Genomic DNA, 12,488 nt, shown 5'->3' with positions numbered 1-12,488 from the left:
AGTCGAGCGTGCCCCGCGACAACGAACGGACCCTCGCGCTTTTGCGCCACCTCGCCGGGCGGCCGGGCCACGACGAGGTCAAGGCGGATTTCCGCCAGCTGCTGCTCGAGGAGTTCGGGGCCGAGCTCGCGGCATTGGATTTCGAGCGTCGCGTTCCGGAGGTCCGCGGCCGCCTCGACGCGGTGATCGGGCGGACCGTCTTCGAGGCGAAGCGCAATCTCGATCAGGAATGGGACGACGTCGTCCGCCGGATGCCGGACTATCTGGCGGACCGGGAGCGCGCCGAAGGGGAGCGATTCGTCGGCATCGCATCCGACGGCCTCAAATGGGTTGTGTTCGAGCGTCAGGACGAATCGCTCGTCCGGGTCAAGGACATCAGCCTCGATCCGGAACAGCCGGCCGTGTTTCTGGCGTGGCTCGACGGTGCCCTCGCGCTGAAGAGCTCGCTGCCGCCCGACGCCCTCACCATCCGGGCCGAGCTCGGGCAGGACTCGATCGCCTTCCACCGCGCGAACCAGATGCTCGCGGCCCTGTGGGACAGCCTGAAGGCCGAACCGGCCGTCGTCCTGAAGCGGCAGCTCTGGGCACAGCTCCTCAAGCTCGTCTACGGCCGCGAGGTGGAAAGCGACGCGTTGTTCTTCCAGCACACCTTCCTGGTGGTGGTCGCCAAGGCCATCGCGCTCGCCGTGCTGGGGTTGCGTGACGACGATCCCAAGCGTGTGCTGTCCGGTGCCGCGTTCGAGGCGGCCGGCATCTACGGCGCCGTCGAGAGCGATTTCTTCGACTGGGTGGTGGCGAGCCCGCAGGGCGAGAATCTGGTCCGCCGCATCCTGACCCATGTTCGGCGCTTCCGGCTCGACGAGGTCGAGATCGACGTCCTCAAGGTTCTCTACGAGTCCCTTATCGACCAGGCGCAACGCCATGGGCTGGGCGAGTACTACACACCCGACTGGCTGGCCGCGAAGGTGGTGCGCAACGCCGTGAGGACGCCGATGGAGCAGAAGGTGCTCGATCCGGCCTGCGGCTCGGGGACGTTCCTGTTCCACGCCATCCGCAACTTCCTCGCCTCCGCCGAGGAAGAAGGGCTCGAGCTGAACCTGCGTGCCGAAGAGGTGACGAACCACGTCGCCGGGATGGACATCCACCCGGTCGCTGTCATCATCGCCCGCGTCACCTACCTTCTCGCGCTCGCGCCCTCGCTCGCCATCCGGGCGGAATCCCTCTATATCCCGGTCTATCTCGGCGACGCGATGCAGCTCTCGACGCAGCCGTGGATGAAAGGCAAGGAGCTCGCGATCCAGGTTCCGGATCCGCCGGGCGCCGCAGCGGCCGACAACGGCATGATCGGCCGCCGCCGCACCGAGCTGAAATTCCCCGAGATCCTCTGCAAGGACATCCGGCTGTTCGACAAGCTGGTCGCCAAGATGCGGCAGGGCAGCGAGCAGAAGCTGACGCGCGAGCAGATCGAGCCGGTGTTCACGCTGGAGATCGAGCGGCATTACAAGCGCGACGTCACGCCGGCCGAGGCCGAAGGCGTCATCGAGATGGGCGCGACCTATGCGGTGTTCGACGAGCTGTGCCGACAGGGTCGCGATTCGGTGTGGACCTATGTGGCCCGCAACCTGTCGCGGCCGCTCGCGCTCGCCTTCGGGGCCGGCTGGGCGAACGTCATCGTCGGCAATCCGCCCTGGGTGGCGTTCCGCCACATGTCGGCCGATCTGCAGAGGCGCTTTCGCGATCTCGCCAAGGGCGAGCGCGTCCATGTCGGCGGCAAGTTCGCGACGCAGAACGACCTCGCGGCGCTGTTCGCGGTGCGGGCCGTCGCCCTCTATCTCCGCGCCGGTGGACGGATCGCCTTCGTGATGCCGCTCGCCGCGCTGACGCGCGGCCAGTTCGAGAAGTTCCGCAGCGGCTCGTTTCACTCGACACGCATCGCTTGGGACGAGGCCTGGACCATGGACGACAGCGTTCAACCGCTGTTCCCGGTGCCGTCCTGCGTGGTGTTCGGCCGCCGCCGCGCGACCTCCAGAGCGGCGCCCGAGACGGTGCGGGCCTACTCCGGCACCCTGCCCTTTCGCGACGCCTCGGAGGCCGTGGCGGATCAGCGCCTGGCTGTCGCGGAGAATGCGCCGAAGCCGGCGGAAGGACGGTTCGTCGGTGGATCGCCTTATCGATCGGCGTTCCGCGACGGCGCGACCCTGTACCCGCGTGTGCTTTGCATTGTCGAGCGTCCACCGACTGGCAGGCTCGGGATGAGTCGAGCGGCGCCGCGGGTCGTCAGCCGCCGCTATGCGCAGGAGAAAGCCCCCTGGAAAGATGTCCCGTCCATCGAAGCGAACGTCGAGGCCGAGTTCATCCACCCGGTGCTGTTCGGCGAAAGCATCCTCCCTTATCGCGTGTTCAATCCTTTTGAAGCGGTTGTACCTGTCCTGAACGACGGAACCGTGTTGGATGCGGCCGCAGCGGCGAACCGTAGTTTTCTCGGTCTCCATTCATGGATGAGCGCTGCCGAGCGATCGTGGAACACTCATGCCGCGCACGAGACGATGACGCTCGCCGGCCGCTGGAACTATCACAACGAGCTCGGCGCCCAGTTTCCGATCGCACCGCTCCGCGTGGTCTACGCCAAGGCCGGGACACTTCCCGCCGCTTGCGTGGTTCGCGGCCGCGAGGTCATCGATCACATGCTGTACTGGACCGCGCCGGCGACCGAGGACGAGGCGCACTATCTCGTGGCGATCCTCAACAGCGAGACGTCGCGCTCGCGCATCGCCGCTCTGCAGGCCCGCGGCCAATGGGGCGCCCGGCACTTCGACAAGGTGATGTTCAACCTGCCGATCCCGCGGTTCGACGCCGAGAGCGAGGTCCATGGCGCGCTGGCTGCCGCTGGTCGCGAGGCCGAGACGGCCGCCGCCGCCGTGACGTTGCCGGACGCCGTCAAGTTTCAGCGCGCCCGCAAGCTGGTACGTGACGCCTTGATCGACACCGGCGTCGCCGGACGCATCGACGCACTGGTCGCACGTCTGCTCGACGGCGCATGACCGTCGGGCGGCCGGCCCGGACACGACGCGGCTCCCCTCACGATTTCCGAAACGCACAAGTCCCGAAACGCACAAGTCCCGAAACGAAAACGGGCACCGAAGCGTGCTTCGGCACCCGTGATCCGGTAGTAAGGACATCACCACCAATCAGCCGACGGATCCGGGCGGCGACGACCGCCCGACGGCGCAGGGCGGACGCGTGAGCGCAGAAGCGCCACGCGTCACCTCGTCTGGACGGCAAAAAGCCCTCCGGACGATGCGGGCGGAAACGGTCCGGAAACCGCCTCCCCCCGCCTGCGCGCGCTCCTCGAAAAGAGGAGAAGCGCCGAAGACGGGAAGAAGTGTTACTTCTTCTCGGCGTAGATCTTGTCGGCGATCGACATGTGGCTGTAACGCGGGTGCGTCAGCACGAGCGCGTGGATCGCGATGGCGACCACGAGGGCCGCGATCCAGATCACGGGCAGCCAGGTCGACGGATTGAGGACCAGCCAGATCTTGTAGTCGTCTTGCGGGTTCGACATAGCCTGTTCCCCTCTCGCTCAGTACCAGGGCTTCCAGGCCCACACGAGGACGTGGGCGAGGACGCAGATCACCATGAAGGCCGTGAAGGTGGTCTTGAACTGGGCGTGGAACTCGAGCGCCTCCTCCTCGGTGAGGCCGGACAGGCTCCGATTTTCAGCCATCTGTATACCCTCCATTGAGGTGGCCGCGGTTCGTCGCTGCAAACGCCCCGCATGCCGGGTTTTGCCGTAGCGTGCGCCACGGCGGTCATTCCGCCCGACAGCATCGGGGGAATACTGGATCGAGAACGTGCGCCAGGAGTCCTTCCAATCGACGTCGTTGAGCCACCGCGCGAATGGCCTCGCCCAGCCGACCACGTCCTCGTTGAACTTGAAGTCCGTCATCCGTGTCCCACTGTCGGCGACCGGTCACCCGAGCCGCCGCACGTCGCGAGCCCCGCCACCGGTCGCCCGCATGAAACTCGCCACGCGCACCCCCGTGGACGGCCGGCCCGCCGCGCGCATGGGCCGGACGTCCCGGCACCGATCGCGGTCACCTCGGACCCTTGCTGGTCGAGCCCGGACTCGCGTCGCGCCGGGCTCGATCCTCTACCGCCTCACGTCGTCGTTTTGATCAAGCGAGTGTAATGCTACCTTTACATTCAAGAGTGTCAACGAGGAGCAATACGTAATTTCCCGCGGCTACCCCTCATCCCCCGGCGCAGTATCGACGCGCGAATATGTGCCGGCAGCGTAATCCGGGCCGGAGTCGCTGCAGCGCAACGATCGGTAGCGGAACGGCGGGCGGCCGGCGGGCGCGGAACCTATCCGGACGGACTAGCGTCCTCTCTGCTCGGCCTGCCTGACACGGTGCCGCACGGGCGATGTGTCGCGCCGAGATCGACAATTCGGCCATCGGCCCGGCGCGACTCCGAACGGCGACGACGGCGCCGGACCAGCTCAGCCGATGGTGCCGAGCACCGGAAACCACTCGAGCAGCAGGAAGCTCAGCTGATTGACGAGACCGAGCAGGAAGGCGAGCCCGGTGAGCACCAGCAGGACGCCCATGCCCTTCTCGACCAGGCCGAGATGGCGCTTGAAGCGCGCCAGGAGCGCGGCGAAGGGCTCCACCGCGAAGGCGGCCAGGAGGAACGGCAGGCCGAGCCCGGCCGAGTAGACGGCGAGCAGCGCGGCGCCCTTCAGCACCGTCTCCTTGGTGCCGGCGACCGCCAGGATCGCCGCCAGGATCGGCCCGATGCACGGCGTCCAGCCGAACGCGAAGGCGAGCCCCATCACATAGGCGCCCCACAGGCCGACCGGCCGCGCCATGGTCGGCCGCTTCTCGCGCATCAGGAAGGCGACCCGGGTGAGGCCGAGGAAATGCAGCCCCATGCCGATGATGACCAGCCCGGCGACGATCGACAGCACGTCCGAATAGGCGCGCAGGAGCCGGCCGATCACGCTGGCGCTGGCGCCGAGCGCGACGAACACGGTCGAGAAGCCGGCGACGAACAGGAGCGCCGCCAGGACGGTGCCGCGCCGGTCGCGCGCCGGGACGCCCTCGGCGAGCGCGGCGGCGCCCGCCCGCTCGATCGAGGTGCCGGCGAGGTACACGAGATAGGGCGGCACCAGCGGCAGCACGCAGGGGCTGAGAAAGCTCACCACGCCGGCCAGGAGGGCCCACAGGAAGGAGACGTCGGTCATGCCGCCGTGATGCGCCGGCCCGGCCCGCAAGGCAAGCGCCGCCGCCGTCGCGCATCGTTCTCCCGTTGACCACGCACGCGAATCCCTGTCGGCTCGCCGACCCGAGAACGATCGCGAAGGGACCGCGGATGGCCAAGAACCTGCTCACCGACGTCGCCGGGCTCATGGTCGGCAGCGCCGACGACGCGCGGCTCGCGTCGGGCGTCACCTGCGTGCTGTTCGACGCGGCGGCGGTCGCGGCCTGCGACGTGCGCGGCGGTGGGCCGGGCAGTCGCGAGACCGACCTGCTGGCGCTCGGCCGCACCGTCGAGCGGGTCGACGCCCTGGTGATCTCGGGCGGCTCCGCCTTCGGGCTCGACGCGGCGAGCGGCGTCCAGGCCTTCTTGCGCGAGCAGGGGCGCGGCTTCGCGGTCGGGGCCATGCGGGTGCCGATCGTCCCGGGCGCCGTGCTGTTCGACCTCCTCGCCGGCGGCGACAAGGCGTGGGGACGCTTCCCGCCCTATCGCGAGCTCGCCTATGCGGCCGCCGCCGCGGCGACGGCCGAAACCTTCGCGCTCGGCAGTGTCGGCGCCGGTCTCGGCGCCACCACGGTCGATCTCAAGGGCGGGCTCGGCTCCGCCTCGGCCGTCACCGAGGACGGCGTGACCGTGGCGGCGCTCGCCGCCGTCAACGCCTGCGGCGGCGCCGTGATCGGCGGCGGCCCGTGGTTCTGGGCCGGCGCGGTCGAGCGCGACGGCGAGTACGGCGGCCACGGCCTGCCGGAGCGGGTGCCGGCGGCGGCGCTCGTGCCGCGCACCAAGGGCATGCCCGGACAGAACACCACGCTGGTGATCGTCGCGACCGACGCGATCCTCGACCGCTCGCAGACGCAGCGCCTCGCCGTGATGGCGCAGGACGGCTTCGCCATCGCCCTCCACCCGGTCCACACGCCGCTCGACGGCGACATCGTGTTCGCGGCCGCGACCGGCCGGGTCGCCCTGCCCGATCCGGTGTTCGGGTTGACCCGGCTCGGCGCCGTCGCGGCCCAGACGGTCGCCCGCGCCATCGCCCGCGGCGTCTACGAGGCGACCGCCCTGCCTTTCCCCGGCGCCCTGCCGGCTTACAAGGATCGTTTTCCGGGGTGAATCGCGCGCGACCTCACCGGAAGCGCGGCTTGCGCTTCTCCTTGAAGGCGGCGACGCCCTCCTTCGACTCCTCGGTCTCGTAGAACAGGCCGACCGCCTGCATGCCGAGCGCCGAGATGCCGCGGATCGAGTCCGAGTCGGCATTGAAGGCCCGCTTGGCGAGCGCGAGCGCGGTCGGGCTCAGCGCCAGAATCTCGTCGCACCAGCGCGCCACCTCGGCGTCGAGCGCGTCGTGCGGCACGACCGCGTTGACGAGCCCCATCTCCAGCGCCTGAGCGGCCGTGTAGCGCCGGCACAGGAACCAGATCTCTCGCGCCTTCTTCTCCCCGACCACACGGGACAGGAAGGCCGTGCCGAACCCCGGATCGACCGAGCCGACTTTTGGGCCGACCTGACCGAACACGGCGCGCTCGGAGGCGATCGCGAGGTCGCAGCAGGTGACCAGCACGTTGCCGCCCCCGATGGCGAAACCGTTGACCCGCGCGATCACCGGCTTCGGCACGTCGCGGATGATGGTGTGCAGCTCCTCCAGCGGCAGCCCGATGGTGCCGCGCCCGCCGTAGCCGCCCGCGTGCGAGGACTGGTCGCCGCCCGTGCAGAACGCCTTGTCGCCCGCCCCCGTCAGCACGATCACGCCGACCGCGCGGTCCCACCCGGCCGCCGTGAAGGCGGCGATCAGCTCCTCGACGGTCTCGGCCCGGAAGGCGTTGTACGTGTCCGGTCGCGCGATGGTGATGCGGGCGACCCCGTCGCCGGTCTCGACCGTGATATCCTTGAAATCCGGCATGCGTTCCTCCCTGACGGTGACCCGTGCCGATGCCACGGTCGAGGCCTAGCCGGACCGGGCGAGTGTTGCAGATCCCGCGCAAGCCGGCCGAAACCCGCGCCGGCGGCCGTGTTTCCGCCCGGAACAGGTGAAATCGGTAAACGAATTCGGATAGCATGAACCACAGGTGGGTCTCGATCGACTGAGTCGCGCAGCGACGGAACGGGGACGTCCGATCCGGCTATCGGCGAGCGAGCCAGAGGGGAACAGGCCATGCGCACATACACAGTGGCAGCCGGTCTCGTCGTCGTGGCGATCGCCGGCTCGATCGGAATTGTTTTTGCTCAGAAGGGCTTGCCCTGGCCGATGCCGGCCGGGACGCAATCCTCCGCTGCCTCCGCTGCCTCCGCTGCCTCCGCGGCGCCCGTGACCCCGGCCGCGACGACAGGCGCGACGTCGGCCGCCACGACGGCCGTCGCCTCGGCCGAGCCGCGCCCGGTGGTGAGCCAGGCGGTGAGCCAGGCGCTCGGCCCGGTGGCGGCGCCGTCCGGCGACGCCCCGATCGTCGTCGCGCAAGCCGGCGCCATGCCGCGCACCGCACCGGCGACCGCGACCCCGGCCACCGCGCCGAAGCCGGTCGCCGCGCCGGCCCCCGCGCCCGCCAATCCGAACCTGCCGCCGCTCGCCGGCCCGGCCGCCGTCAAAGGCCCGGCCTGCAACAATCCAGGCGCGCTCGGCGTCTCCCGCACCGTGCAGATCGACACCTCGGGCGGCCCGGGCTTCGGCTTCGAGCACTTCAAGCAGTTCGACTTCCTGCAGCCCGGCGAGGTCGTGCTGACCTTCGACGACGGGCCGTGGCTCGGCAACACGCCGGCCGTGCTCAAGGCGCTCGAGCAGGAATGCGTCAAGGCGGTCTTCTTCTCGATCGGCAAGCACGCGACCTACTATCCGGAGATCCTGCGCCAGGTCTACGAGGCCGGCCACTCGGTCGGCTCGCACACCTGGTCGCATGTCGACCTGTCGAAGAAGACCCCGGACGAGCAGAAGGAGGAGATCGAGAAGGGCATCAGCGCCGTGAAGGCCGCCATCGGCCAGCCGATCGCGCCGTTCTTCCGCTTCCCGCAGCTCAAGCATCCGCCCGAGGCCGTCGCCTATCTCGGCGACCGCAACGTGGCGATCTTCTCGACCGACCTCGACTCCTTCGACTTCAAAATCCGCAAGCCCGACCAGATCGTCGCGCGCGTGATGGACAAGCTGAAGAAGCACGGCAAGGGCATCGTGCTGATGCACGACTTCCAGCACGGCACCGCGCTCGCCACCCCGACGCTGCTCGCCGAGCTGAAGAAGGGCGGCTACAAGATCGTCCACATGGTCGGCACCAACGGGCTGCAGTCGATGGCGCAGTACGACGCCATGATCGCCAAGAACGAGAAGCTGCCGACCGCCGGCTCCGGCCGCCCGATCTCCAGCGTCGTGCGCACCATCGAGCAGTGAGGCTTTCCCTCCGGCGCGACAGGCCGCCTCGGTAATAAGATAAAAAAAGCCCCGCTCCGGCGGGGCTTTTTCGTGTCGGCGCGACCGACGCGCAATCGGATGGATTTGCCCCTCATGGTGAGGAGTGCGACGCCGCTGTCCGGACCCTCTCCCTGAGGGAGAGGGGCGACGCGCGAAGTGCGGCGGGGTGAGGGTTTACGGAGTCAGTTGGAGAGCACGGCACCCCCTCACGCGGATCTCGCGCGGTCGCGCGAGATCCGATCTCTCCCCGCCGGGGAGAGGTGACAATCGGGCCGTTGGAAAGCCAGCAGCTGATCTCCAGACCGCCGACCTGATCAGATCAGCTGCTTCACCGCCGCCCCGGTCGGCTGGGTCGCGACCATCTCGAGCTGCTGGCGCAGCATGCGCTGGAACTGCTCCTGCACGGTGGCGTCGCTGCGCAGCCCGGAGGCGGCGGCGGTCGAGCGACGCGACAGCGCCGTGGTGAGCTCGTCCTGCGACACGCCGCCGTCGTCGTCGGCGTCGAGCGTCTCGAACAGCGACGTCGCCGAGGAGCCGCCCGGGCGACCGCCGAGGCTCGTCAGGATGTCGTCGAACTCGGTCTTGTCGATGCGGCCGCTACCGTCCTTGTCGAAGCGGGCGAAGGCCTGCGACGCGAGCGCGCCGCCGCCGCTCTTGGCCTGCAGGGCGAGCAGCGCCTGCATGGTCTCGGACGAGACGACGCCGGTCCCCTGCGTCGCTTTCTTGGCCTTCGTCTTGCCGGCCCCCTCCTCCTCGACGGAGAACTGGCCGGCGGCGCGTTGAGACGTGGCGGCGTTGGAGCCGAACAGGCTCTTCAGCGTGTCGAGAACGTCGAGGGCCGACAGGGCCGAACCGGTGAGGAACATGGCGTGTCTCTCTGGTCGGATCGCAACTGACACCCCCTCAGCAAGCGTCGTGCCGGACGATTTCTCCATCCGTTTCAATGGTTCCTGTCGTTAACGAACCGGAAAAACTTGCCCTCGCGGGCCGACCCGGGAAATTTCTGCCGGGCGCCGCGCCCGACCGTGGCGGGCCGCATCCCGGCGCGCGAGCCCGCCCGGACCCGTGGACGACGGGGTGGCGCCGAGCCGTCCGGCTTGAGCGGCGGCGCGATCTGGGCGACAAGCACATATTGCCTTTCCGCGATGCGAGCGGGCGCGATCCGAGCGTTCGCCGCGCCACCGCCGAACCCTGTGGATCCCATGAATCGGTCTTTCGCTCATCGTCCCCTGAAGATCGCGCCGTCGATTCTGTCCGCCGATTTCGCCCGCCTCGGCGAGGAGGTCCGCGCCGTGGTGGAGGCCGGCGCCGACTGGATCCATGTCGACGTGATGGACGGCCACTTCGTCCCCAACATCACGATCGGCCCCGACGTCGTGAAGGCGCTGCGCCCGCACACCGACCGCACCTTCGACGTCCATCTGATGATCTCGCCCTGCGACCCCTATCTCGAGGCGTTCGTCAAGGCGGGCTCCGACATCGTCACGGTGCATGTCGAGGCCGGCCCGCATGTCCACCGCTCGCTGCAGGAGATCCGAAGGCTCGGCAAGAAGGCCGGCGTCACGCTCAATCCGGGCACGCCGGAGACCACGATCGAGCACCTCGTCGACGACGTCGACCTGATCCTCGTGATGTCGGTCAATCCGGGCTTCGGCGGCCAGGCCTTCATTCCGGCCGCACTGGAGAAGATCCGGCGGCTGCGGGCGATGTGCGGCGACCGGCCGATCGACATCGAGGTCGACGGCGGGGTGACGCCGGAGAACGCCGGCCGCATCGCGGCGGCGGGCGCCAACGTGCTGGTCGCCGGCTCCGCCGTGTTCAAGGGCCGCACGCCCGAGGCCTACAAGGCCAACATCGCGGCGATCCGCGCCGCCGCCGCCGCGGCCCGCGGCGAGATGGTGTGATCACCCCGGCTCGCCGCCGGTGCGGGCGGCGAGCGCGACGGCCTGCATGCGGTTGTCGAGGCCGAGGCGGCGCAGCACCGCGGCGACGTGCAGCTTGGCCGTGTTGGTCGAGATGCCGAGCGCGGCGGCGATCTCGCCGTTGCTGCGGCCCTCGCCGAGCAGCGCGAAGACCTGACGCTGCCGCCGCGGCAGGTGATCGACGATCGACACAGCCTCCGACACGCCGCCCTCGCCGCGCACCGGCAGAATCGTGGACGCCAGCCGGTCGCCGTCCGCCGCCGCCTCGCCCGTCGGTCTCGACGCCGAGCCGTCCTGCGGCCGGCCGGCTCCCGCCGCGACGGCGTCGCCCGCGGACGGCATCCCGTCGGCGGCGGGTGCCACCAGGCTGCGGACGATCGTGTCCTCGATGGTGGCGACGATCGCCTCCAGGGTCGCGGCCGGCACCACGTCGGGCGAATGCAGGGCGCGCAGGCCGTCGCGGCCGATCTCGGCCGGCAACAGGCTCGACAGGTCGAGGTGGAGGAGCGTGACGCCGCGCGGCCGGGCCTCGGCGAGCGGCGTCGCCACCAGGAGGATCCAGCGGGTGTCGCGCAAGGACCGGCACGGATAGACGCTGGTGACAAGGTCGCAGTCGCCCTCGATCAGCGCCTCGATCCGGCGTGCCCGGTCGGCCGGGCAGAGCGACAGATAGTTGAGGCCGCGGCCGCCGTCGGGCAGCGCCGCGCCATTGACCGGAGACGGATCCCGCCAGGTCGCATTCGTGTGGACGATCGTGCCGTCGGGGTCGAGCACCGTGACGTTGGCGGCGAGGGACCGCAACGTGTCGAGCCGGGCCGAGGCGGTCTGCATGGGCTGGTCCCCCCGCGAGCGCGAGTCCGGGGCAGCATCGGATCGCTGTACCGTCTGATTGACGATGTCGATTGTCAATATGTGCGATCGGCCCGGCAGGCCTTCTGCGCGCCGGACCATCGTGGCCGTCGGGCGACCGGCGCGCCGCGCCGGCCACGTCGCTCGTCATTCCGCCGCCAGAGCCGCCTCCCCGTGGTCTTGCGTGAGCCGGGCGCCGAGCGCCACGGCCTGCATGCGGTTGCCGAGACCGAGCCGGCGCAGCACGGCCGAGACGTGCAGCTTCGCGGTGTTCATCGAGATGCCGAGCGCCCCGGCGATCTGGGCGTTGTTCATGCCTTTGCCAAGCAATGCGAGCACCTGGCGCTGGCGACGCGGCAGGCCGGCCATCACGTCGTGCGCGTCGCCGTCGCCGGCGCGCGGCGCCGCCGCGGCAACCGTCGCCGGCTCCGCCGCGGGCCGCGTCAGCATGCGGGCGATGGTCTGCTCGACGGCGTGCACGATGGCGTCGCGGGTGTCGACCGGCAGTGCGGTCGGGCAATGGCTCGCCCGCACCATCCGGGAGCCGAGCTCGGGCGGGAGCAGGCCGGAGAGATCGAGGCGCAGCACCGAGATGCGCCGCGGCGCGGCGGCCGAGAGGGGCAGCCCGACGGTGAGAACCCAGCGGGTGCGGGCCGGCATGTGCCACGGTGCGACGGCGGTGAACAGATCGGAGCGGCCGGCGATCACGGCCGACAGGCCGGCCGCCTGCTCGGGCGCGCACAGGTTCAAGAAGTCGCGGCCCAGGCCCCCGTCCGGCGGCAGGCCGGCCTCGGCCGCCATGCGGCGCCAGCCGGCATTGGTCTCCCGGATGATTCCTCCCGGATCGAGCACCGCCACCTGAAGGGGCAGCGACACCACCGACTCGATCGGCGCGGCGAGCATGACCATGGGTCGACACCGAATCAGAACGGGCACCTGTGGGAGCGACTCGGAGCCGGTGAGTCCGACCCCGGACATCCACAAATGTAAGGTTAGATTGACAATCGAGAGTGTCAAGTGGTCAAACACCTGACCGCCGGGTCTAATCGCGCCCGGAACCGCCCCGG

Annotated in this window: 11 protein-coding genes; 4 read left to right on the top strand and 7 right to left on the bottom strand. The window is 69.8% G+C overall.

What is annotated here, in order from left to right:
• Positions 1–8 precede the first annotated feature (8 nt).
• On the top strand, positions 9–3,041 hold the full coding sequence (locus ACFSOX_RS02700; protein WP_378476246.1) for an N-6 DNA methylase: 3,033 nt from the start codon (positions 9–11) through the stop codon (positions 3,039–3,041).
• Between the two features lie 344 nt (positions 3,042–3,385).
• On the opposite strand, the gene pufA is transcribed toward ACFSOX_RS02700, so the two are convergent.
• From pufA to ACFSOX_RS02685, 3 genes are all read right to left on the bottom strand, one after another.
• Positions 3,386–3,562, bottom strand: a complete 177-nt coding sequence (gene pufA, locus ACFSOX_RS02695; RefSeq protein ID WP_378476245.1) for a light-harvesting antenna LH1, alpha subunit — start codon at positions 3,560–3,562, stop codon at positions 3,386–3,388.
• A gap of 18 nt (positions 3,563–3,580) precedes the next feature.
• Entirely contained in the window at positions 3,581–3,724 is a 144-nt protein-coding gene (gene pufB, locus ACFSOX_RS02690) for a light-harvesting antenna LH1, beta subunit (protein WP_111358560.1), read from the bottom strand.
• Positions 3,725–4,501: 777 nt separating this feature from the next.
• Positions 4,502–5,245: a cytochrome c biogenesis CcdA family protein gene (locus ACFSOX_RS02685; RefSeq protein WP_378476244.1), complete on the bottom strand. Its 744-nt coding sequence runs from the start codon at positions 5,243–5,245 to the stop codon at positions 4,502–4,504.
• A 128-nt stretch (positions 5,246–5,373) separates the two neighbouring features.
• On the opposite strand from ACFSOX_RS02685, the gene ACFSOX_RS02680 reads away from it, so the two are divergent.
• On the top strand, positions 5,374–6,369 hold the full coding sequence (locus ACFSOX_RS02680) for a P1 family peptidase (protein WP_378476243.1): 996 nt from the start codon (positions 5,374–5,376) through the stop codon (positions 6,367–6,369).
• A gap of 13 nt (positions 6,370–6,382) precedes the next feature.
• Here ACFSOX_RS02680 and ACFSOX_RS02675 read toward each other — a convergent pair whose 3' ends face one another.
• A complete protein-coding gene (locus tag ACFSOX_RS02675; RefSeq protein ID WP_378476242.1) occupies positions 6,383–7,156 on the bottom strand; it encodes an enoyl-CoA hydratase-related protein in 774 nt (257 codons plus the stop codon).
• 252 nt (positions 7,157–7,408) lie between these two features.
• Between ACFSOX_RS02675 and ACFSOX_RS02670 the strand changes: the two genes are divergently transcribed.
• Entirely contained in the window at positions 7,409–8,629 is a 1,221-nt protein-coding gene (locus ACFSOX_RS02670; protein ID WP_378476241.1) for a polysaccharide deacetylase family protein, read from the top strand.
• 335 nt (positions 8,630–8,964) lie between these two features.
• Here ACFSOX_RS02670 and ACFSOX_RS02665 read toward each other — a convergent pair whose 3' ends face one another.
• Positions 8,965–9,516: an EF-hand domain-containing protein gene (locus tag ACFSOX_RS02665; RefSeq protein WP_378476240.1), complete on the bottom strand. Its 552-nt coding sequence runs from the start codon at positions 9,514–9,516 to the stop codon at positions 8,965–8,967.
• 336 nt (positions 9,517–9,852) lie between these two features.
• On the opposite strand from ACFSOX_RS02665, the gene rpe reads away from it, so the two are divergent.
• Positions 9,853–10,554: a ribulose-phosphate 3-epimerase gene (gene rpe / locus ACFSOX_RS02660; RefSeq protein ID WP_378476239.1), complete on the top strand. Its 702-nt coding sequence runs from the start codon at positions 9,853–9,855 to the stop codon at positions 10,552–10,554.
• Here the strand turns inward: rpe and ACFSOX_RS02655 are convergent, their stop codons facing one another.
• Together ACFSOX_RS02655 and ACFSOX_RS02650 are read right to left on the bottom strand one after the other, a co-directional pair.
• Positions 10,555–11,403 carry a helix-turn-helix transcriptional regulator gene (locus ACFSOX_RS02655; RefSeq protein ID WP_378476238.1) on the bottom strand — a complete coding sequence of 283 codons (849 nt, stop codon included), beginning with the start codon at positions 11,401–11,403 and terminating at the stop codon, positions 10,555–10,557.
• Positions 11,404–11,568: 165 nt separating this feature from the next.
• Positions 11,569–12,330 (bottom strand): helix-turn-helix transcriptional regulator, encoded by a 762-nt coding sequence (locus ACFSOX_RS02650; RefSeq protein WP_378476237.1) that lies wholly within the window; start codon positions 12,328–12,330, stop codon positions 11,569–11,571.
• Between the last annotated feature and the right edge of the window lie 158 nt (positions 12,331–12,488).

The sequence above is a fragment of the Rhodoplanes azumiensis genome, from assembly GCF_042682915.1.
Lineage (GTDB): Bacteria > Pseudomonadota > Alphaproteobacteria > Rhizobiales > Xanthobacteraceae > Rhodoplanes > Rhodoplanes azumiensis.
This window is presented reverse-complemented; position numbering and strand designations above follow the sequence as displayed.